We start from the raw sequence: 17,535 nt of genomic DNA on the forward strand, positions 1-17,535 counted from the left end.
CAGGATAATGCCAAAAATATAATGGAGATGTTTGTGTACTATGCTGACAAAACTGCCCCGGATGCCATTGAGAAACTCGCCAACATTTCTCTGGCAGCAGTCTGCAATTATTTCCTTTACGGCGTGCTTGATGACCCTGAGGATGCAAATGCTTTGGGCGGTACTTTAGAAGATGTTACTGTTGAATTAGTAACTAAGCTTTTGGGTAAGATTGGCCTGACGCCTGAAAACGTATATAAATTCTATGGACTTGCTACAGGCTTTTCTTCCTTCAAAATTGATTACCCTACCATGACGGTGGTATGGCTTGGCTATGCTATAGAGGTAGACTATGTGAAGAACCTGACAGCAATTTGGGATTTGTTCTATCACTTTACATTTGGCTGGTTGAATGCGATATTCGAAAATCCCGGACCTGATCCTTCCACATTGCCGGATTACAGAGACAGACTGGATGAAAATCTTGGAATCCTGGAAGATACGCTTCATAAGGTTGAAGACTCAGTGAAGGTGCGTAAGGTCTAAAGTAATGACAATATATTGTCTGAGGATATTGCTATGAGAAAAGAGCTTTTGATCACTAAAAGGATATTGGCTGGAGTGGCAGCAGGATTTGTCCTGTTTATTTACGCTGCCATTCCTTCCATGGCAAAGCAGATAAATGCTGAGGATGATCCCAGAGTTTACGAAGATGTGCCATATACCAACAGTAGTGGCGAAACCACTTACCTGGAAATGGGAGGATGGGATAGCGAATTGTGGGCTGAGCAGCCTTTTGATGCATATTGGCACAATGAGGCCGGAGGAGAGACCAGTAATGACAAATATGGTAAAAAGCAGCGGTGGATGAGTGTGGATATGTACTATTCCGGATATGGGAATGATAAAGTGACCCTTGATGGAGTGCACGGTGCTTTTGGAAGACAGGTATACATGGGAGTTTTCCTATCCACTGACCATGAGTGGGAAATTACAAGAACAGAGGAAAGCACAAATGGAAATGTAGTAAACATTACTTATCAGATAAATGCACACACGGGTGATGTTGTGGAAGTCCGGGGCTATAGTTCTGCTTCTGCAACAGCGTGGGGGGTGGGACTTGAGTCTCAAAATACCAATAAGAGGTTTGTTGCCAAGAATGATCCTGAATATGACAGTGAATGGACAATAGAACCCAATGAGGTATTTGCATTTTACAATAACATCCATGCTGCAAGAAAAGAAGGGAAGTGGCTTGACGGGGCTGAGGATTATAACTGGCCTGATGAGAATGGAGATGCCTGTATCGCAGGGCTTTTGTACACAATACAGGGTGATGAAGATGTGGTTTATGCTGATTCCCTGGCGAAGGTAAAGTTTGATAACAAATACACAGGGGAACAGGTAAACGCAGAGATAACCTACAGGTACAAGATCATAAATCTGGATAACGTAAACAGCGATGTGGCAACAGACACTTCATCTGCCTTGAACACGGCCGGTGAGGATGAGGGGACGGATATTGGAACTGACATCGTAGAAGGTGATAATTTCCAGTATAAGGATGAATCTGACGATGATACCTGGCCTGACATTTCGGAGCTTACAGGAGATTTTGAGAACCCCTTTGAGAGTGTTTTTGAAGATTTTGACGATGAGGATCTTCCAAAGGTGATAGGCACCGGAGCAGCAGGCGCAGCAATTGCAGCAGGAGCATTGGGCTCTTCTGACAAAGGCAAGGACGAGGATAAGAAAAAGAAGAAAGAGAAAAAGAAGAAAGAAAAGAAAGAAGACAGAAGATCCACATATAAAATGTTTGTTTATAAGGATTTTGGAGACACTCTTAAACGAGGAGATGACTCCAAGTACGTTTATGCCCGAATTGAGGAAACAACCTGGGATAAGAGAGTATTTACTAACGAGAAGCTTACTCAGCAGATAAGCGTGTCTTCTCCCGATGATGCTCTAATTGTGTCGGATGCAGGTATGACAACTAATGGCTATAAGGCTGCCAAGGTAGATGTTCCTGTTGAAGGAAATAAGATCAAAGGCACAGTATCCTTCATGTTTGCAGGAGAAGGCGGCATATATACAAGAAATGTGGTCTTCAATATTGTTGGAGAGAAGCCGTACATCATTTATCCGAGAATTGCGGATGATGGTGTGAGCTGGCGTGAAAGCAATCAGCCCGGAGTAGCTGTGCTTATTGCAGGCAAGGGCGGGACCGAGAAAGTCAGGTTCTATATAAAAGATGCTGTAGATGAACCTATAGATATAAGATTTGATTGCGGGCCTGACTTTAATGTTTCTTATGAAAAGGAAGCTGCTTACAAGTGTGGTTATTATGCGGTTGTGGAAAACTGCAGTCCGGAGATAGAAAAAGCAAATGGCATTATTGCTGATGTGGTCACAAAGACAATCAGTGTTGAAGCTGAGTTTAAGGATGGAACAATAACAAACAGTGAATTCTATGTGGAGCTGTATCCTGACGGGTTATCAGTTGTGCCGAATACTAAGTACTTTAAGGATGACATCTTCCAGGTTATTACAGTGGCAGAGGATGATCCTAAACCCGGTGAAATCTCCATCATGCCATCAAGCTTTGATGTTCTTGTATGCTATGTGGATTCCTTTACTGCGGAAACCAAGATATTCAGGAACCCAAGTATCAGGTGCGAGAAGCCTGATGATGAAGGCAGGTACGGCAATACCTTCAAAGAGAATTTTGAATATTGGATCGACTACACCACATCAGGAGGCTACGATTTCTATCCTAAGTGTACTCTTCCGATGTTTGGTAAGCCCTATGATGCTAAGATGAAACTCACTTACAACGGCAAAGGTGGCACGCGCTTTGAGGGCGAACTGCCTATTCAGTTCTGGGGTGAGATTCCTAAGCCGCCAAGCGAGGCTACAAGAAGGGAAGAGGAGCTTAAACTCCTTAAGAAAGCTATACAGGAATATGGAGTGGGTAGTAGTGAAAGCCTTAAGATCATGCTCAGCAATATAGAGTATTACTCTGCATCTGATATAAGGTTTGTAAGAAACTACGTCCTTCTTTTGGGCGTCCGCTTCTATAGTGAAGAGTCTAGGGTCAATGTTGAGTTTGGTGATCTCTGCGACAAATACGTTGTTGTATCAAGTGCCTTGGTTAAAGCAGGTGATTATGCTGTTCAGGTTATCCTGGAGGTCAAATTCGGAGCCAACGGCAAGATAGCAGCAGCCATTATCAATCCGTTTAAGAATATGCTTTGTGAGTATATTGGCCAGTACATTGGACTTGGTGCTGAACCCGGATCGGATATTGACGTTGATCCGTTCTTTAAGGTTGCTACAGGAGCTGTCAGAGATGCTATTGGAGAGGTCTTGACAGGAGAGAAAAAGCCGGATCCCGAAGTGATGGGCTACGTGGTGGCTGCATACCTGATGTATTCCTTTGCGAATCATTATTACTATGGCAGCGACAAGGTAAAAGGCGATGTATACCGTTCTGTTCTTGCAGCAGTAGGTGATCTTTCTCTTACATATTTCAAGTCCTGGCTTTCAGAGCAGGTTGAGGAAACTCTGAAGGGATTAAAGCTGAAGGAGTTTGGTGAGTGGGTTGCCAAAAAGCTTGATGGATTCTTTGGTGGTATAACTCAGAAGGCCATGAAAGCCGCCGGAGACAAGGCATTTGAGAAGGGAATCAGGTCCCAGATAGAAGGCGGCATAGGATATACGGAGTATGCCCTTGCCAAAACTTCAAAAGAATTTGCTCAGGATAATGCAAAAAAGGCAATGGAGATGTTCTTGTACTACACCGACGAAACGACAGCGGATGCCATTACGAAAGTCGCTAACATATCCCTGGCTGCAATCTGCAACTATTTTCTTTATGGTGTACTTGAAGAAGACCCTGAGGATGCAGATGCCTTGGGTGGCAGCCTTGAAGATATTACGGTAGAGGCGATAACTAAGCTTTTGGCTCTTTTGGGCCTTAAGCCTGAAAACGTATACAAGGTTGCTCAGCTGACCAATGGTGTGTCTTCCGTCAAAGTGGATCTCACTTCTATAACGGTAGTATGGTTTGGTTATTCCATAAAGATAGACATTGTAAAGAACCTGAAAGCTCTTTTCGAGATGCTCTATAACTTCTGCTTCTACTGGATGAATGCTATATTCAACGATCCAGGTCCGGATCCTTCAACATTTCCGGATTACAGAGACAGACTGGATGATAATCTTGAAATCCTGGATGATACGCTTCGTAAGCTTGAGGGCTCAGTAGATGTGCATAAGGTCTAATGGGAAAAGAGCTTTTAGCTGCTTACCTGCACCTTGCCTCCAACATCTTCCGCAGAGTATTCCTGTCAGTCTTACTCTGCTCCATCAGGGTCTTTGCATAGGCCTGAAAAGCAACACACATTGAAGGATGATTGAGCGCAAAGGATAACCCCTGTCTTGAGGCGGGGGTTATTTTTGTTGTGTTGTCGGAGATGAGCAGATCTATGTTGCTAAAGGGTGTCTCCGGAATCGGATAAAACCTATAGCTTTCGTACTCCATGGAAAGAGCAATGATATTTCTAAGGTGCATGGAGTACTGCTCGGCAGTGTAGAAATGTGGCGTGGTGGAAAAAGCCGGGGTGATGGCAACATGTCCTGCTGAAAGTGCCTCCTCATCTGCCAGAGGGATGCATTCATACAAAGAATTCGTCTCGAGCTTTTTTATCAGCAGGGAGTTATTGACCTGCCAGTTTTCATAGAGCTCAGTATCGCCAAAGCTCTTTGCCAGCTCCTCGGGCATAGTAGCCAGAGAAAGCCCGTTTTGGATGATAATAACATCCGAAACAACAGGGTATGACTCCTTGGGCAGCGGATGGATAAGAGGAGAAGAGCTCTTAAGGAGCGCCTCATACTCTTTTTGAATAATATCAAGGCTCTTATCGTCGGTGTAGTAGTGATAGATTGCGTCGGAATCTGTAGGTGAAACCTGGAATGCTCTGATGCAGGCAACTCCCGGGATCAGGAACATGGTGTGAGTAAACCTTGGATTCCTTTGCTTTCTGCAGTAGAAGGACTGGATCCTTCCGGACATATAAAGGGGAAGCCAGCTTCTTATGGCGTCACTCATCTCATCAAGGCTTCGGTCCAGGTTGTGGATGATGCTTATCTGGGTCTCGTTTTTTACGGATGCAAACATCAAAGAAGCCCATTTAAGCAGGAATGTGACGTCCTGAGTCATCCAGCCCTGATCCATATCTGAGTAAAGGCACATGGTTGGAACATGGTTTTCTACAGCTGTGGAGAGGAAGCGAAGAACAGCGCTTCTAAGACCCTCGACGCCGTAGTAGATTGTTTCGCCTGGAGTGTCCGCTACAAGAACGTCTTTTACATCCGGGAGCTTTAAAGCGCTTCCGGAGGGCATGGAGTCGAAGATTCCAAGGATGTTTTCCGCTGCGTGAACGTTGTTTTCCTGCTCGTCCTTTCCGTAGAGCCAGTAAGTAAACAGTTCCTCCTCAAGGTCGCCAACAGGGATGCGCATGAGATCACAGAGCTCAGCTTCCTTCTCATTTTTGAGGATGCGGTCGAAAAGAACAGAGCTAAGCTGGAGGGAAAGAGCAGAGTTTGGAACAGGAGTCCTAACGCCGCTCCTGTATCTGCTTATGAGAGAGGCATCTGCGTGAATCAGCTTACTAAGGAGCACGTTTGAAAGCTCCGCCAAGATCATGGAGGAGTTGAGTCTCTGGGCAAAATGCCGTGAAGCACCTGCCTCCTGAGAATTCTTTTTCCCGGAGGTGCCATTTTGACCGCCTGACATTTCAGGATCATATCCCTCGTAGAGCCAGCTCTTAAGGGCAGCCTTTATCTCTTTTGCGGAAGCTTTGGAATCTGTCCCCACAACTTCACAGAGCTTCCCCAGGTTGTTCTTGTTGTCTGCGAAAAGATATATTCCGTTTATCAGCTTTTCTGCCGTGACACTGTCAGGATGTGGGATCCTTTTTCCGCTCTTGATACGGCTTATATTGGTCCTGTCAAAGCCCACTTTCTTGGCGATCTCTGCACCGGTGGCATCTATTCTTTCAAGCAGTTCGTTCAGTCTTTCTGTCAGCATAATAATCCCCCAAACGTTTATAAATAAACTGTCTATTGAGAATTATAACAGAGTATATGTGACAGTTCAATTTGTCAATGACACATTCTTGTCACGGCGGGAATGATACAAAATATACGATATTATATTAGTATAGACATTCTATTTCACACAAAAGCTAAAAGACATTTAGGAAGGAATGCAGCGTATGGAACAGATTGAAGGCCAGAAGGTTACTGAGAATATCTATTATTGTCCTGACGGAAAGTACAGATGGATCTATGAACTGAATATGCTTAAGAACCCCGTGATACTAATGACCATTTGGAAGATCTTCGGAATTCTTATCCTGGTTCAGATCGTGCTTTCATTTTTACTGGAGGTCTTTGAGGGAGATATAAGTACATGGTTTACTGAGTATCTTCTCACCCCGGGATTCCTTATTGTTCCCGGAATATTGTTTACACTTTCTCTGATTTCCTACGTGATCATCGGCTTTATCTATGGCTGGCAGTACATAGTCCTGTTTGAGATGGATCATCACGGTGTCTACCACATCCAGATGCCAAAGCAGTTTGAAAAGGCCCAGGGCCTGGCTTGGCTCACAGCAATGGCAGGTCTTGCCACAGGAAACTTTACCACAGCCGGATCCGGAATCCTGGCAGCAAGCAAGAACACCTCCAGCACCAACTTCGAATTTGTCAGGAAAGTAATAAAGAAAAAGAACTTTCACTGTATCAAGGTCAACGAGCTGATGGAAAAGAACCAGATCTACGCTGCTGACGAAGATTTCGAATTTGTATGGGAATTCATAACCCAGCAGTGCACCAAGGCTAAGATTATCGGTTAAACCATTATAGAAAACAACCCGCCCCCGCGCATCGAAAGGTTCGTGGGGGTTTTTATGTAGTTAGGCTGTCAAACAACCGGGCTACCTGCTTTTTTATTAAAAAAATATTAAACGCAAAAAAGACAATAAATTAGTTGTATAATGTATATACGGCTAGATATACGCTTATCCAGAAAGGAGAATTATTATGTCAGGGTCTGCTAACAAGAAAAACAAGGTAAAGTTCTTTAAATCAATTCCGGTTCAGATTTTATTCTTTAACATTCTGATGCTGGTAATATTTAATGTGGTCAGCTACGTTGTAAATGATGGTATATCATCAATGTCTGACAGCGCTCAGAGCATCATTGCAGGTGTAACCGAGCTGGTTCATAAAGAAGGAACAGTTAAGGAAGATCTTGCCAAGATTGACGGAACTATTCAGAGCGCAATAGGACTTTGGCAGTATTACGGAGATGCTGAAAAACAGAATGTCGGAACCAATCTTAAAGCTTATGAGACAGAAGTAAATACTCTGGTAAAGGAAATTGGTGATGAATTTGCCATGTATGGTGATGCCAATGCAACAAAGCAGCTTGAAACTTCTGCTGCAGCGCTTATGGCAAATGTTGATGAAGTTTATAACATCCTGATGACCACAGGTGATGGACTTACTGCATCAGGAATTCTCACAGGAGAATACGTAACTAACATGGAAGGTGTTAAGTCAGGTATGGCTACTCTGGATGCATCCGTGGATTCCCTTCGGGAAAGCGTTGTCGGATATATGGCACAGGCAAGAAGTAAGATCACAGTCATGAATGTGATCGGAATGGCTGTATTTATCGTATGTCTCCTCTTGAACTTATATGTATCATTTGTTCTGATCACAAAAGTTATCATTAAGATTTCCGATTCTGTTCAGGGAATCATAAACGATATAAACGATGGAAAAGGCGACCTTACAGCAAGAATAAATGTTAAGACAGGAAATGAGCTTGTATTTATCAGAGACGGTGTAAATGAGTTCATTGAAACTCTACAGGGTGTAATGAAGGATGTTAAGAACGGAACACTTATTCTTACAGATTCCGCAGATAAGATGACCTCACAGATCGCACTGGCTAACGATAATATCACCAATACATCCGCTGCTCTTGAGGAGCTCTCAGCAAGTATGGACAATGTGTCAACTACAGCTTCTCAAATCAAGGAACAGCTTAATGACGTAAGAGATGCGGTTGAGAGCATCAACGACGAGGTTGCTTCAGGAAAAGAGCGTGCAGGCGAGATCCAGAAGGAAGCAGATACAATCAAGAATGAGGCAATGCAGAAGAAAGAGAATACAGGTGCCAGAGTTGAGGCACTCAGTAAGACCCTTGATGAGTCAGTAAAAGAAAGTGAACAGGTTAATCAGATCGGCGAACTTACCAAGGTTATCCTTGATATTGCATCCCAGACAAACCTTCTTGCACTTAATGCCAGCATTGAGGCTGCAAGAGCAGGTGAAGCAGGTAAGGGCTTTGCGGTAGTTGCTCAGGAGATCAGCGCACTGGCTGATAACAGCAGACAGACAGCCGGAAATATTCAGACCATCAGTGAGAACGTTACACAGGCAGTTAAAGAGCTTTCAAACAACGCCATCGAGGTTGTAGACTTCATCAACAACACGGTTATCGCAGATTATGAAGCATTCGTTGAAACAGGAGAGAAATACGAGAGCACAGCAGGTATCATGAACGAGATCCTTGAAGGCTTCACCGAGAAGGCAGACTCTCTTGATAACACAATGCATAGCATGGCAGACTCCATCCTTACAATTACCGATTCCGTTGAGGAGTCCACACAGGCCATCAGCCTTTCAGCTTCCAACTCCACAGAGATTGTTGGAGAGATCCAGGAGATCGGCGAGGCTATGGACAACAACAACCAGGTAACAAGTAAGTTAAGTGACAGTACAAGGAAGTTTATAAACGTATAAGATTATTTAATAGTTTTTTAATAAAAATAGTACACCAAATGGTGTACTATTTTTAATGTACGTTTTTTATGTGTGAGGAGGTAAGAAAAATGAATACTAAGACATGGGTTATAACTGTTGGAGGAGAAGTTTGCGCACCACTTCTTTTAGGAGATGTAGAGAGCAAGACAAACGATACCGACATCGAGACTGATGAAAAAGCTAAAGAGCATTAATACAGCCCTAACATGGTAAACACCGTGTTAGGGCTTGTTTTTTACTATTCTTATTTAATCTTAATTGTCAGGACATTAAGCCCCAGCATATTCTGATATGAGAATTCATCTGCAATCTTTGATACCATCCGGATACCGATGTTTTTGGAAGGATCTTCCGGATTGAGAAGCTTGTTCATTCCAACGGGATCAAAAGGCTTGCAGTCATCCTTTATTCTGAGCATGATTCCGTCTTTCTTTGAGACAACCCTTACATCCATATTGTGGTCTTTATTATCTGCATTAAATCCGTGATTTACGATATTGCCCGACATCTCTTCCATTGCAAGTGAAGAGAAGTAGGCAGTTCTTTTTGCATATCCCTTAGCTGTAACAAATTCCTGGATCTGCTCTGAGGATCCGATTACATCATCCATACTGTTTACGTTAATACAAAGTCTATCTTCATCTTTTACTCCAAAGCTGTCTTTGAACAGTAGCCATTCATCAACATTCCTCGGAATATGTTTCCAATAAAAGCAGGCGTAGATGGGGTAAACCAGTGCGGTTATCACGATACCGATGGGAGTTGCCCACCATACACCGAGAGCGCCCATGACAGGTGCAAGAATCAGTGATGGGATAACTACGCTGAAATATCCATCGACAACTGAAGATATGTGCACTGCGATATTGTTTCCCGTTGCCTGCAGGTAATTGGTCTGGATCTGCACCACAAGGATCAGCGGAAGAGCAAGAGCATAAATCATGAACTGCTGCTTTGTAAGTATGTAGACTTCAGAGGCTTTGTCCGGGAAGAATATGGTGGCCATTGGACCTGCGATCAGCACCATGAATACCATCAGTGCACACATCATAGCCATCATCTTGGTAAGGGCAAGCTTTATAAGACTCTTTATTGAATCCTTGTCCTCTTCGCCTACATAGACACTGGCAAGCATCCTTATGACTGTTCCGCCGCCTACGCCAAGGGCTACAAAGAATCCTCCGACCATACCCATGGAAGCTCTTGAGGAAAGTCCAACCTCTCCGCCATATCTGAGGATTACTCGGTTGAGAGTCAGATCTCTCATGGCAAGGCAGAACTGAAGAAGAGCTCCGGGACTACCTATCTTTATCAGGTCAAAGGTCTTTTCCCAAAGGATATTACTGATGCTGAATTTCATCTGAGCTTTACCTGAGATGAAGTAAGGAAGCAGTACAAGGAAATAGATCCAGTTGCAGGCGCTGGTTGCATAGGCAAGACCAAGTACATCGAGCCTTAGAACTGTCACAAAGAGTATATCAAGTGTGATGTTGAAAAAGATCATGGCACCGACACCGATATAGTTTCTCTTGCTCTGGGTTTCGAGCTGAAGGTAGGAAGCCAGCTGCTGTGAGAGAAACATGGGAATGATACCGAATGAATAGCCCCTTGAGTATTGCATTACGCTCGCCTTTAAGGATTCATCGGCGCCACAGAAAACAGCAACTTCACCCGGGAAAACAAAGCATATGATCGATATCAAAGAGCCTATGACAAAGGCAAGTGTCAGGCACAGGGAAAAGACGCCTCTGGTCTTTTCAAGGTTTCCGGCTCCGATATATCGACCGCTTAAGACCGTTCCTCCGCCGAGTATAACGGAACTGATAGCTGAAACAATTCCGACTACGGCAAAAAACAGACCGATTACACCAACAGTCTTTCCATCTATATAGCGACCGGCAATGGTTCCGTCGACGATGGAATTTATGGAATTCATTCCAAATATTAAGATCTGAACGGGAAGAAGTTTGAAGAAGAGTTTTTCAAGTACCTGATTTTTAGAAGCCATAGGTTTACCTCTCTGCTTTCCGGTTGCGTTATATCATAATTATAACGTGGATTTAAGACGCGGGCAATTTACATGAAAATGGGATGGTGCTTCATCTTTTTACAAATTCGCTCTAACATGGTAATATATATTCGCCGTGTTAGGGCTATTTTTATGTAAATAATTGTTATTAAAGGAGATATATTACCATGAAGCTGGGAAATGAAAGACTTCTCCTTAATCACGTATAATTACATAAGGTCACGCGAACCATTATTTCGCGATTGTTTGGAAACTAAAATTACACGTTTCGCTACATAAATTCACATTAGAAAATGGCAGTTGGTGTAGGCCTGGTGTAGCGCTGGTGTAGATACTGTTAACCGGACATCATCACGCAGGATATTTGAATATGGATTTTACATAAAGGGCAGTTGTTCTTAAAGAGAATGACTGCTTTTTTTCTACGCCCAAAATCGGGCACGACCATTATTCAATTCATAGGAGATACATGATGAATTACGAAGAGTTTAAGGAAAATCTTGCAAATGATGTAAAAGAGCAGATGGAGTCAAAATATGGCTCTGAGGTCACAGTTGAAACCAGAATGGAGATTACGGACATAATGAGCTTTTGTACGCAAAAAATATTAAAGCCGGAACGGTACCGGAGTATTTCAGCTCATCGAGAGATATGGGAGAGTCCTGTAAAATTGTTGCTGCAACTTATTCGGGGTCAGATTCTGCCGATGCCTATTCGGGGGCGTCGACTAATGGTGAGCTGTGTGTTTATTCAGATTACTCAGCTTCCGGTGAATCGGCCGATACGGATTCTGTCAAATACTACCCACTGGTAGCCCATGCCTCATACGCACCACAGAACAGAGTTGGAGTTAATACACATTCCGACTATCTGACTTCATAACCGGATGCAAGATTGATTTTAGCGTAATTTAATAATTATTCACAACGAAATATTGTATAATTATTCTTGTCAGTTATTGTACAGTTAAATTCTGTTTTCATGGCTAAAGGAGAAAATTATATGACCCCTGACCAGTATGCAAGATCAAACAAAAAAGTATTTCAGATCAACCTTATTATTGCCTTTACTGCGCTTTTAATGGTAGTGCTGGATGCTGCAACACACGGAATGAGCCTGGGGCTTGTCATCGAGATTGTCGCTGTCCTGGCAGGTGTGCTGCAGATGACGGTTGGATTTATCAAATTCAGAGAGACCAGGTTTGGCGCAGTGGTCATTCTTGGAGGTCCGACTCTTTACTATATCATTATCATGATAATACAAAATGAAATGATTTTTTATGCATTCGCGATACCGGTAATGCTGTCGTGTATTCTTTATCTGGACTTAAGGCTCTATGTGGTGGGACAGATGACTATGACCATAGGCGGACTTATTGTCCTGGTCAGAAATCTTATTGCTACAGGTTCGATACCCAGAGACCATTTTGTGGCCAGTTTCATAATCATTCTTGCGGGAATTGCCGGAATAGAGTCGCTTAAGATGAGGCGGACCCTGGTAAGAGAGGACGACGAGGCCATCAAGCAAGGGCAGGAGACCCAGGAAAAGACCCGTATCCAGATGGTGGAGATCGCCAAGGAAATTACGGGGCTGTTTGATGAGGCCCATGGGGAAGTCGATGAGTTAAAGAGCATCATAGGAAGAAACCACGATGGCATGAGGGAAATCGCGGGCAGCACAGGACATACCGCAGCTGCCGTGACAGAGCAGTCACATCAGATAGCAGATATCCATGAGCAGACGGAAGTGGCTGATGCCAAGAGAAATCAGATGGTTGAGATGTCCGAGAGCACGCAGAAAGCCGTTATTGATGGGACTAAGGTCATCGACCAGCTCAAGGACAAGACCGCAAATGTTGTTGAGATGAGTGATAAGACGGTGGCATCCACAGAAGCTGTCACTGAGAAGGTCGAAAAGGTTGAGAAGATTGTCGGTTCCATCATATCGATATCAAAGCAGACCAATCTTCTTGCGCTCAATGCTTCAATTGAGGCAGCGCGTGCGGGAGAAGCCGGGAAAGGTTTCGTTGTGGTTGCCGATGAGATAAGGCAGCTGTCGGAGCAGACCAGCAGTGCTTCAAATCAGATCACCAGCATCATGCAGGAGCTTTCCGCTGATGTTCAGAATGCGGTAGACTCTACCAATGCGGCAGCTGAGTCTGTCAAGGCTCAGGACATTCTTATCAGAGAGACCGCAGATACTTTTGAAGAGATCGGGGAGAACGTTGGAAACCTTATAGGAAGATTTAATGATATCGGTACTTCCATAGAAGCTATAGGAAGAAGTGCAACGGAGATCAATAATAATATTGCGAGCCTCGCCGCCACAAGTGAGCAGGTGGCATCTTTGTCCAGTATGGGCGAAGAGGGAGCAAGGACAGCGGTGGAGAAATTTGATGAGTTTGATATTCTGCTGAAGGGGATATATGATCAGGCGCAGAGGCTGAAATAATGTAATACCGTCCCCGTGACTCCCCTTGACTCCCCAACCTATTTTTTACAAAATGGTCCTGACATGGTAATATATATTCGCCGTGTTAGGGCTATTTTTACGAAAATAATTGTTTTAAAGGAGATATATACCATGAAACTCGGAATCGTTGGACTTCCTAACGTAGGAAAGAGCACACTTTTTAATTCACTTACAAACGCAGGGGCACTTGCAGCAAACTACCCCTTTGCGACAATAGATCCCAATGTGGGCGTTGTAGCAGTACCTGATAAGAGACTGAAGCTCCTCGGAGATCTTTACCACTCCAAGAAGGTTACACCTGCTACCATCGAGTTCGTTGATATCGCAGGACTTGTTAAAGGCGCATCAAAGGGTGAGGGTCTTGGAAACCAGTTCCTTGCCAACATCCGTGAGACAGATGCTATTGTTCACGTTGTAAGATGCTTTGAGGATCCTAACGTTGTACACGTAGACGGATCTGTTGATCCTGCAAGAGATATCGAGACTATCAACCTCGAGCTTATCTTTGCCGACCTTGAGGTTCTTGAGAGAAGAATTGCAAAGGTTGCCAAGCTTGCTCGTATGGATAAGGCAGCAGCAAAAGAGCTTGAGATATTAGAGAAGATCAAGGCTACCCTTGAAGATAACAAGATGGCAAGTGAGCTTGAGCTTGACGATGAAGAAGATAAGGCTTTTGTTAACAGTCTTGACCTTCTTACATGGAAGCCTGTAATTTATGCAGCAAACGTTAAGGATGACGACCTTGCTGATGACGGAGCATCCAACCAGTATGTTGCAGCTGTAAGAGAACTGGCAGCGAGGTCAGGCAGCGAAGTATTTGTTATCAGCGCTCAGATCGAAGCTGAGATCTCTGAGCTTGACGAGGATGAGAAGGCAGAATTCCTTGAGAGCCTGGGGCTATCTGAGTCAGGTCTTGATAAGCTCATCGCAGCAAGCTACAAAACCCTTGGACTTATGAGCTTCCTTACTTCAGGTGAGGATGAGACAAGAGCATGGACCATCAAGATCGGAACCAAGGCACCTCAGGCAGCAGGTAAGATCCACACTGACTTTGAGAGAGGCTTTATCAAGGCTGAGGTCATCAACTATGAGGACCTTTTAAGAGAAGGTTCAATTGCAGCAGCCAAGGAGAAGGGCCTTGTACGTATGGAAGGAAAAGAGTACGTTGTTCAGGACGGAGATGTAATTCTCTTTAGATTCAACGTCTGATAGATTTGGGAGGATATTATGCCTGACATAATGGGGAGAATGGACATCGCTTTTCCGAACCTCGGATTATATTTAAAAGATGTTCCCAAGAACTTTACAATATTTGGATTTACCATAGCACTTTACGGTGTCATCATAGGCCTTGGCTTTCTGATAGCTCTTTTGATAATTGCGAGAGTTGCTAAATGGACAGACCAGAATCCTGATGATTACTGGGATATGGCTATATATGTAATTATATTTTCAATAATCGGCGCAAGAATATATTACGTATTCTTTGCCTGGGATTATTACAAGGACAATCCGATCAGTGTATTTAATATAAGAAACGGTGGCCTTGCAATTTACGGCGGAGTCCTGGCGGGCTTTGCCACAATCTTCATTTACACCAGGATCAAGAAAAAGAGCTTTCTGCTCATGTCAGACACAGTGATGTTTGGCCTTGTTTTCGGACAGATCATGGGAAGATGGGGGAACTTTACCAACAGAGAGGCCTTTGGAGAATATACCGACGGACTCTTTGCCATGAGACTTCCTGTGGAGATGGTAAGAAGCGGAGAGATCACAGAACTGATGAAGGCGCACATGTCTGATGCCACCAATTACATTCAGGTGAGCCCCACATTCCTTTACGAGAGCATGTGGAATATTGGCCTTCTGATTATTCTTTTCCTGTATTGCAAGCACAAGAAGTTCGACGGAGAGATAGTTCTTTTGTACCTTGGAGGTTATGGCCTCGGAAGAGCATGGATTGAGGGACTTAGAACCGATCAGCTCATCATGCATACAACAGGACTTCCTGTATCACAGATGCTGGCTATTTGCCTGGTAGTATTTGCCGTAGTTATGGATGTAATTACAAGGATAAGGTTAAAGAAAAATGCTTAACTATACTGATGGCAACACCTATGTATGTGGAATAATCGGAAATCCTGTAAGGCACACATTGTCTCCGCTTATCCACAATACCCTTTCCGATATGCTGGATGTAAATCTTGTCTATGTACCTTTCGAGGTAGAGGAGACTGGGCTTAAATATGCAGTACGAGGAGCTTATGAACTGGGACTTAGGGGACTTAACGTGACGGTTCCCTATAAGAGCGATGTGCTCCAGTATCTTAAGTACGTGGATCCTCTTGCTGAGAGCATCGGTGCCGTAAATACTCTTGTAAGGGATGAGGCACTTAAGGGCTTTCGCGGATATAACACCGATATGACCGGGCTTTACCGTGCCATGCAGGAAGAGGGCATAGAGCTTAGCGGAGAAACAGTTGTTATTTTAGGAGCAGGTGGCGTAGCAAGGCCAACTGCTCATTTGTGCGTAAATAAGGGTGCAAAAAAAGTCTATATTCTGAACCGCACTTTGGAGAAGGCAGAGGCTATTGCCGAGGAGCTTTCTGACGACAGAGTTGTTGCTATGGACATTGCAGACTACAAGGAAGTGCTTCTTAGAGAAGAGAGCTTCTTTGCTATCCAGTGCACGTCGGTAGGTCTTTTCCCTGATGTAAACAGTGCGGTTATTGAGGATGCTGAGTTCTATAAGCATGTTCACGCTGCTCTGGATGTAGTTTACAAACCACTCGATACCAAGTTCTTAAAGCTCGCAAGGCAGGCGGGAGCTAAGACCTTCTCAGGACTTAAGATGCTCCTCTATCAGGGAATTGATGCCTATGAGCTGTGGAACGCAGACCTTGGGGTTAAGATTACCAAGGAGATGGCAGATGAAGTTTATAAGTCATTGTCTCTGGAGGTTGTAGGCGCAAGGAACATCATCTTAGAGGGCTTTATGGGAAGCGGTAAGAGTACTGTTTCAGAGCTTTTATCAGACAGGCTTTCTCTTGAGCTTATGGATACAGATGCCTGCATAGAGCAGACGGAAGGACGCAGTATCAGCAGCATCTTTGATGAGGATGGAGAAGAGGCCTTCAGAGATATGGAGACCGAACTTCTTACTATGATCGCAGAAGACCACTTAAGAGATATGGTAATCTCCCTTGGAGGAGGTATGCCGGTTCGAGAGGAGAACAGAAAGCTTTTAAAGGAGTCGGGAAAGGTTGTTTATTTAAAGGCAAGTCCCGAGACTATCTATGAGAGAGTTAAAGGTGATACCACTAGGCCACTTCTTCAGAGCGCTGATCCTCTTGCCAGGATAAAAGAGCTTTTAGATAAGCGCAGCGCCGTGTATGATGAAGCTGCGGATCTGATAATAGAAACAGATGGTAAAACTCCTGAGAAAATAGTCAGCGAGATTATAAATGAACTGGGTTTATGAACAAGAGAAATTATTCAAAAGAGCTTGATGCTTATATAGAGGATTTTCAGAAGAAGGGCGAATACCCAAAGCTGCTGCTTCACGCCTGCTGTGCGCCGTGCTCTTCCTATTGCCTTGAGTTTTTGAGAAACTACTTCGATGTCACAGTCTTTTTTTACAATCCCAATATCACAGAGGATGCCGAGTACCACAAAAGGGTGCAGGAAGAAAAAAGACTCATCGGTGAGTACAACCAAAAAGAAGGTAGGAAGATAGAGATCATTGAGGGCGAATATAAGCCGTCAGACTTCTTTGATGCAGTAAGAGGATATGAAGACTGCAAAGAGGGAGGAGAGCGGTGCAGAAAGTGCTTCGAGCTAAGGCTCTTTGAGACAGCACGGGTGGCTAAGGATAAGGGCTTTGATTTCTTTACAACAACCCTGACCATCAGTCCGCTTAAGAATGCAGACGTATTAAATGAAGTCGGGGAAATTGCAGCAAGAGAAACGGGAGCAAGGTTTCTACCCTCTGACTTTAAGAAAAAGGAAGGCTACAAGAGGTCAATCGAACTGTCCAAAGAGTATGGACTTTACAGACAGGACTTTTGCGGATGCAGCTTTTCAAAGGCCCAGAGGGAACTTGAAAAAAACGCCGTATCTAGTATATAATGAAAAACCATTAGAGAGGAAATGAA

General features: G+C 43.9%; 13 protein-coding genes. 11 read left to right on the forward strand and 2 right to left on the reverse strand.

The window, feature by feature from the left end; genetic code table 11:
* On the forward strand, nt 1–525 hold a 525-nt coding region (locus tag G633_RS16840), incomplete at its 5' end, for a hypothetical protein (protein ID WP_035770325.1).
* Nucleotides 526–558: 33 nt separating this feature from the next.
* Complete coding sequence (locus G633_RS0100035; RefSeq protein ID WP_026518714.1) at nt 559–4,263, forward strand: hypothetical protein; 3,705 nt, start codon at nt 559–561, stop codon at nt 4,261–4,263.
* 22 nt (nt 4,264–4,285) lie between these two features.
* Here G633_RS0100035 and G633_RS0100040 read toward each other — a convergent pair whose 3' ends face one another.
* Nucleotides 4,286–6,070, reverse strand: coding sequence for a helix-turn-helix domain-containing protein (locus G633_RS0100040; protein WP_026518715.1), 1,785 nt, complete (start codon nt 6,068–6,070; stop codon nt 4,286–4,288).
* Between the two features lie 187 nt (nt 6,071–6,257).
* On the opposite strand from G633_RS0100040, the gene G633_RS0100045 reads away from it, so the two are divergent.
* The 3 genes from G633_RS0100045 (at nt 6,258) to G633_RS20335 (ending at nt 9,074) form a co-directional block, all read left to right on the forward strand.
* Nucleotides 6,258–6,899: a hypothetical protein gene (locus G633_RS0100045; RefSeq protein ID WP_026518716.1), complete on the forward strand. Its 642-nt coding sequence runs from the start codon at nt 6,258–6,260 to the stop codon at nt 6,897–6,899.
* 187 nt (nt 6,900–7,086) lie between these two features.
* The gene (locus tag G633_RS0100050; RefSeq protein ID WP_026518717.1) at nt 7,087–8,859 is read left to right on the forward strand and encodes a methyl-accepting chemotaxis protein; all 1,773 of its coding nucleotides are present in this window, start codon (nt 7,087–7,089) and stop codon (nt 8,857–8,859) included.
* An 89-nt stretch (nt 8,860–8,948) separates the two neighbouring features.
* Nucleotides 8,949–9,074: a hypothetical protein gene (locus G633_RS20335; RefSeq protein WP_022767428.1), complete on the forward strand. Its 126-nt coding sequence runs from the start codon at nt 8,949–8,951 to the stop codon at nt 9,072–9,074.
* A 50-nt stretch (nt 9,075–9,124) separates the two neighbouring features.
* Here G633_RS20335 and G633_RS0100060 read toward each other — a convergent pair whose 3' ends face one another.
* Entirely contained in the window at nt 9,125–10,888 is a 1,764-nt protein-coding gene (locus tag G633_RS0100060) for an MATE family efflux transporter (protein WP_026518718.1), read from the reverse strand.
* A 612-nt stretch (nt 10,889–11,500) separates the two neighbouring features.
* Here G633_RS0100060 and G633_RS0100065 point away from each other — a divergent pair.
* From G633_RS0100065 to G633_RS0100090, 6 genes are all read left to right on the forward strand, one after another.
* Nucleotides 11,501–11,791 (forward strand): hypothetical protein, encoded by a 291-nt coding sequence (locus G633_RS0100065; protein ID WP_155828827.1) that lies wholly within the window; start codon nt 11,501–11,503, stop codon nt 11,789–11,791.
* Nucleotides 11,792–11,890: 99 nt separating this feature from the next.
* A complete protein-coding gene (locus G633_RS0100070) occupies nt 11,891–13,360 on the forward strand; it encodes a methyl-accepting chemotaxis protein (protein WP_081647045.1) in 1,470 nt (489 codons plus the stop codon).
* A 132-nt stretch (nt 13,361–13,492) separates the two neighbouring features.
* On the forward strand, nt 13,493–14,590 hold the full coding sequence (ychF, locus tag G633_RS0100075) for a redox-regulated ATPase YchF (RefSeq protein ID WP_026518719.1): 1,098 nt from the start codon (nt 13,493–13,495) through the stop codon (nt 14,588–14,590).
* 18 nt (nt 14,591–14,608) lie between these two features.
* Nucleotides 14,609–15,478, forward strand: coding sequence for a prolipoprotein diacylglyceryl transferase (lgt, locus tag G633_RS0100080; protein ID WP_242838803.1), 870 nt, complete (start codon nt 14,609–14,611; stop codon nt 15,476–15,478).
* A complete protein-coding gene (gene aroE, locus G633_RS19630; protein WP_026518721.1) occupies nt 15,471–16,862 on the forward strand; it encodes a shikimate dehydrogenase in 1,392 nt (463 codons plus the stop codon). Before lgt ends, aroE begins: the two co-directional genes overlap by 8 nt.
* Nucleotides 16,859–17,509, forward strand: a complete 651-nt coding sequence (locus G633_RS0100090) for an epoxyqueuosine reductase QueH (RefSeq protein ID WP_026518722.1) — start codon at nt 16,859–16,861, stop codon at nt 17,507–17,509. The genes aroE and G633_RS0100090 overlap by 4 nt, the downstream gene beginning before the upstream one ends.
* The last annotated feature ends 26 nt before the right edge of the window (nt 17,510–17,535 follow it).

The organism is Butyrivibrio sp. FCS006 (assembly GCF_000424525.1).
GTDB lineage: Bacteria > Bacillota > Clostridia > Lachnospirales > Lachnospiraceae > Butyrivibrio.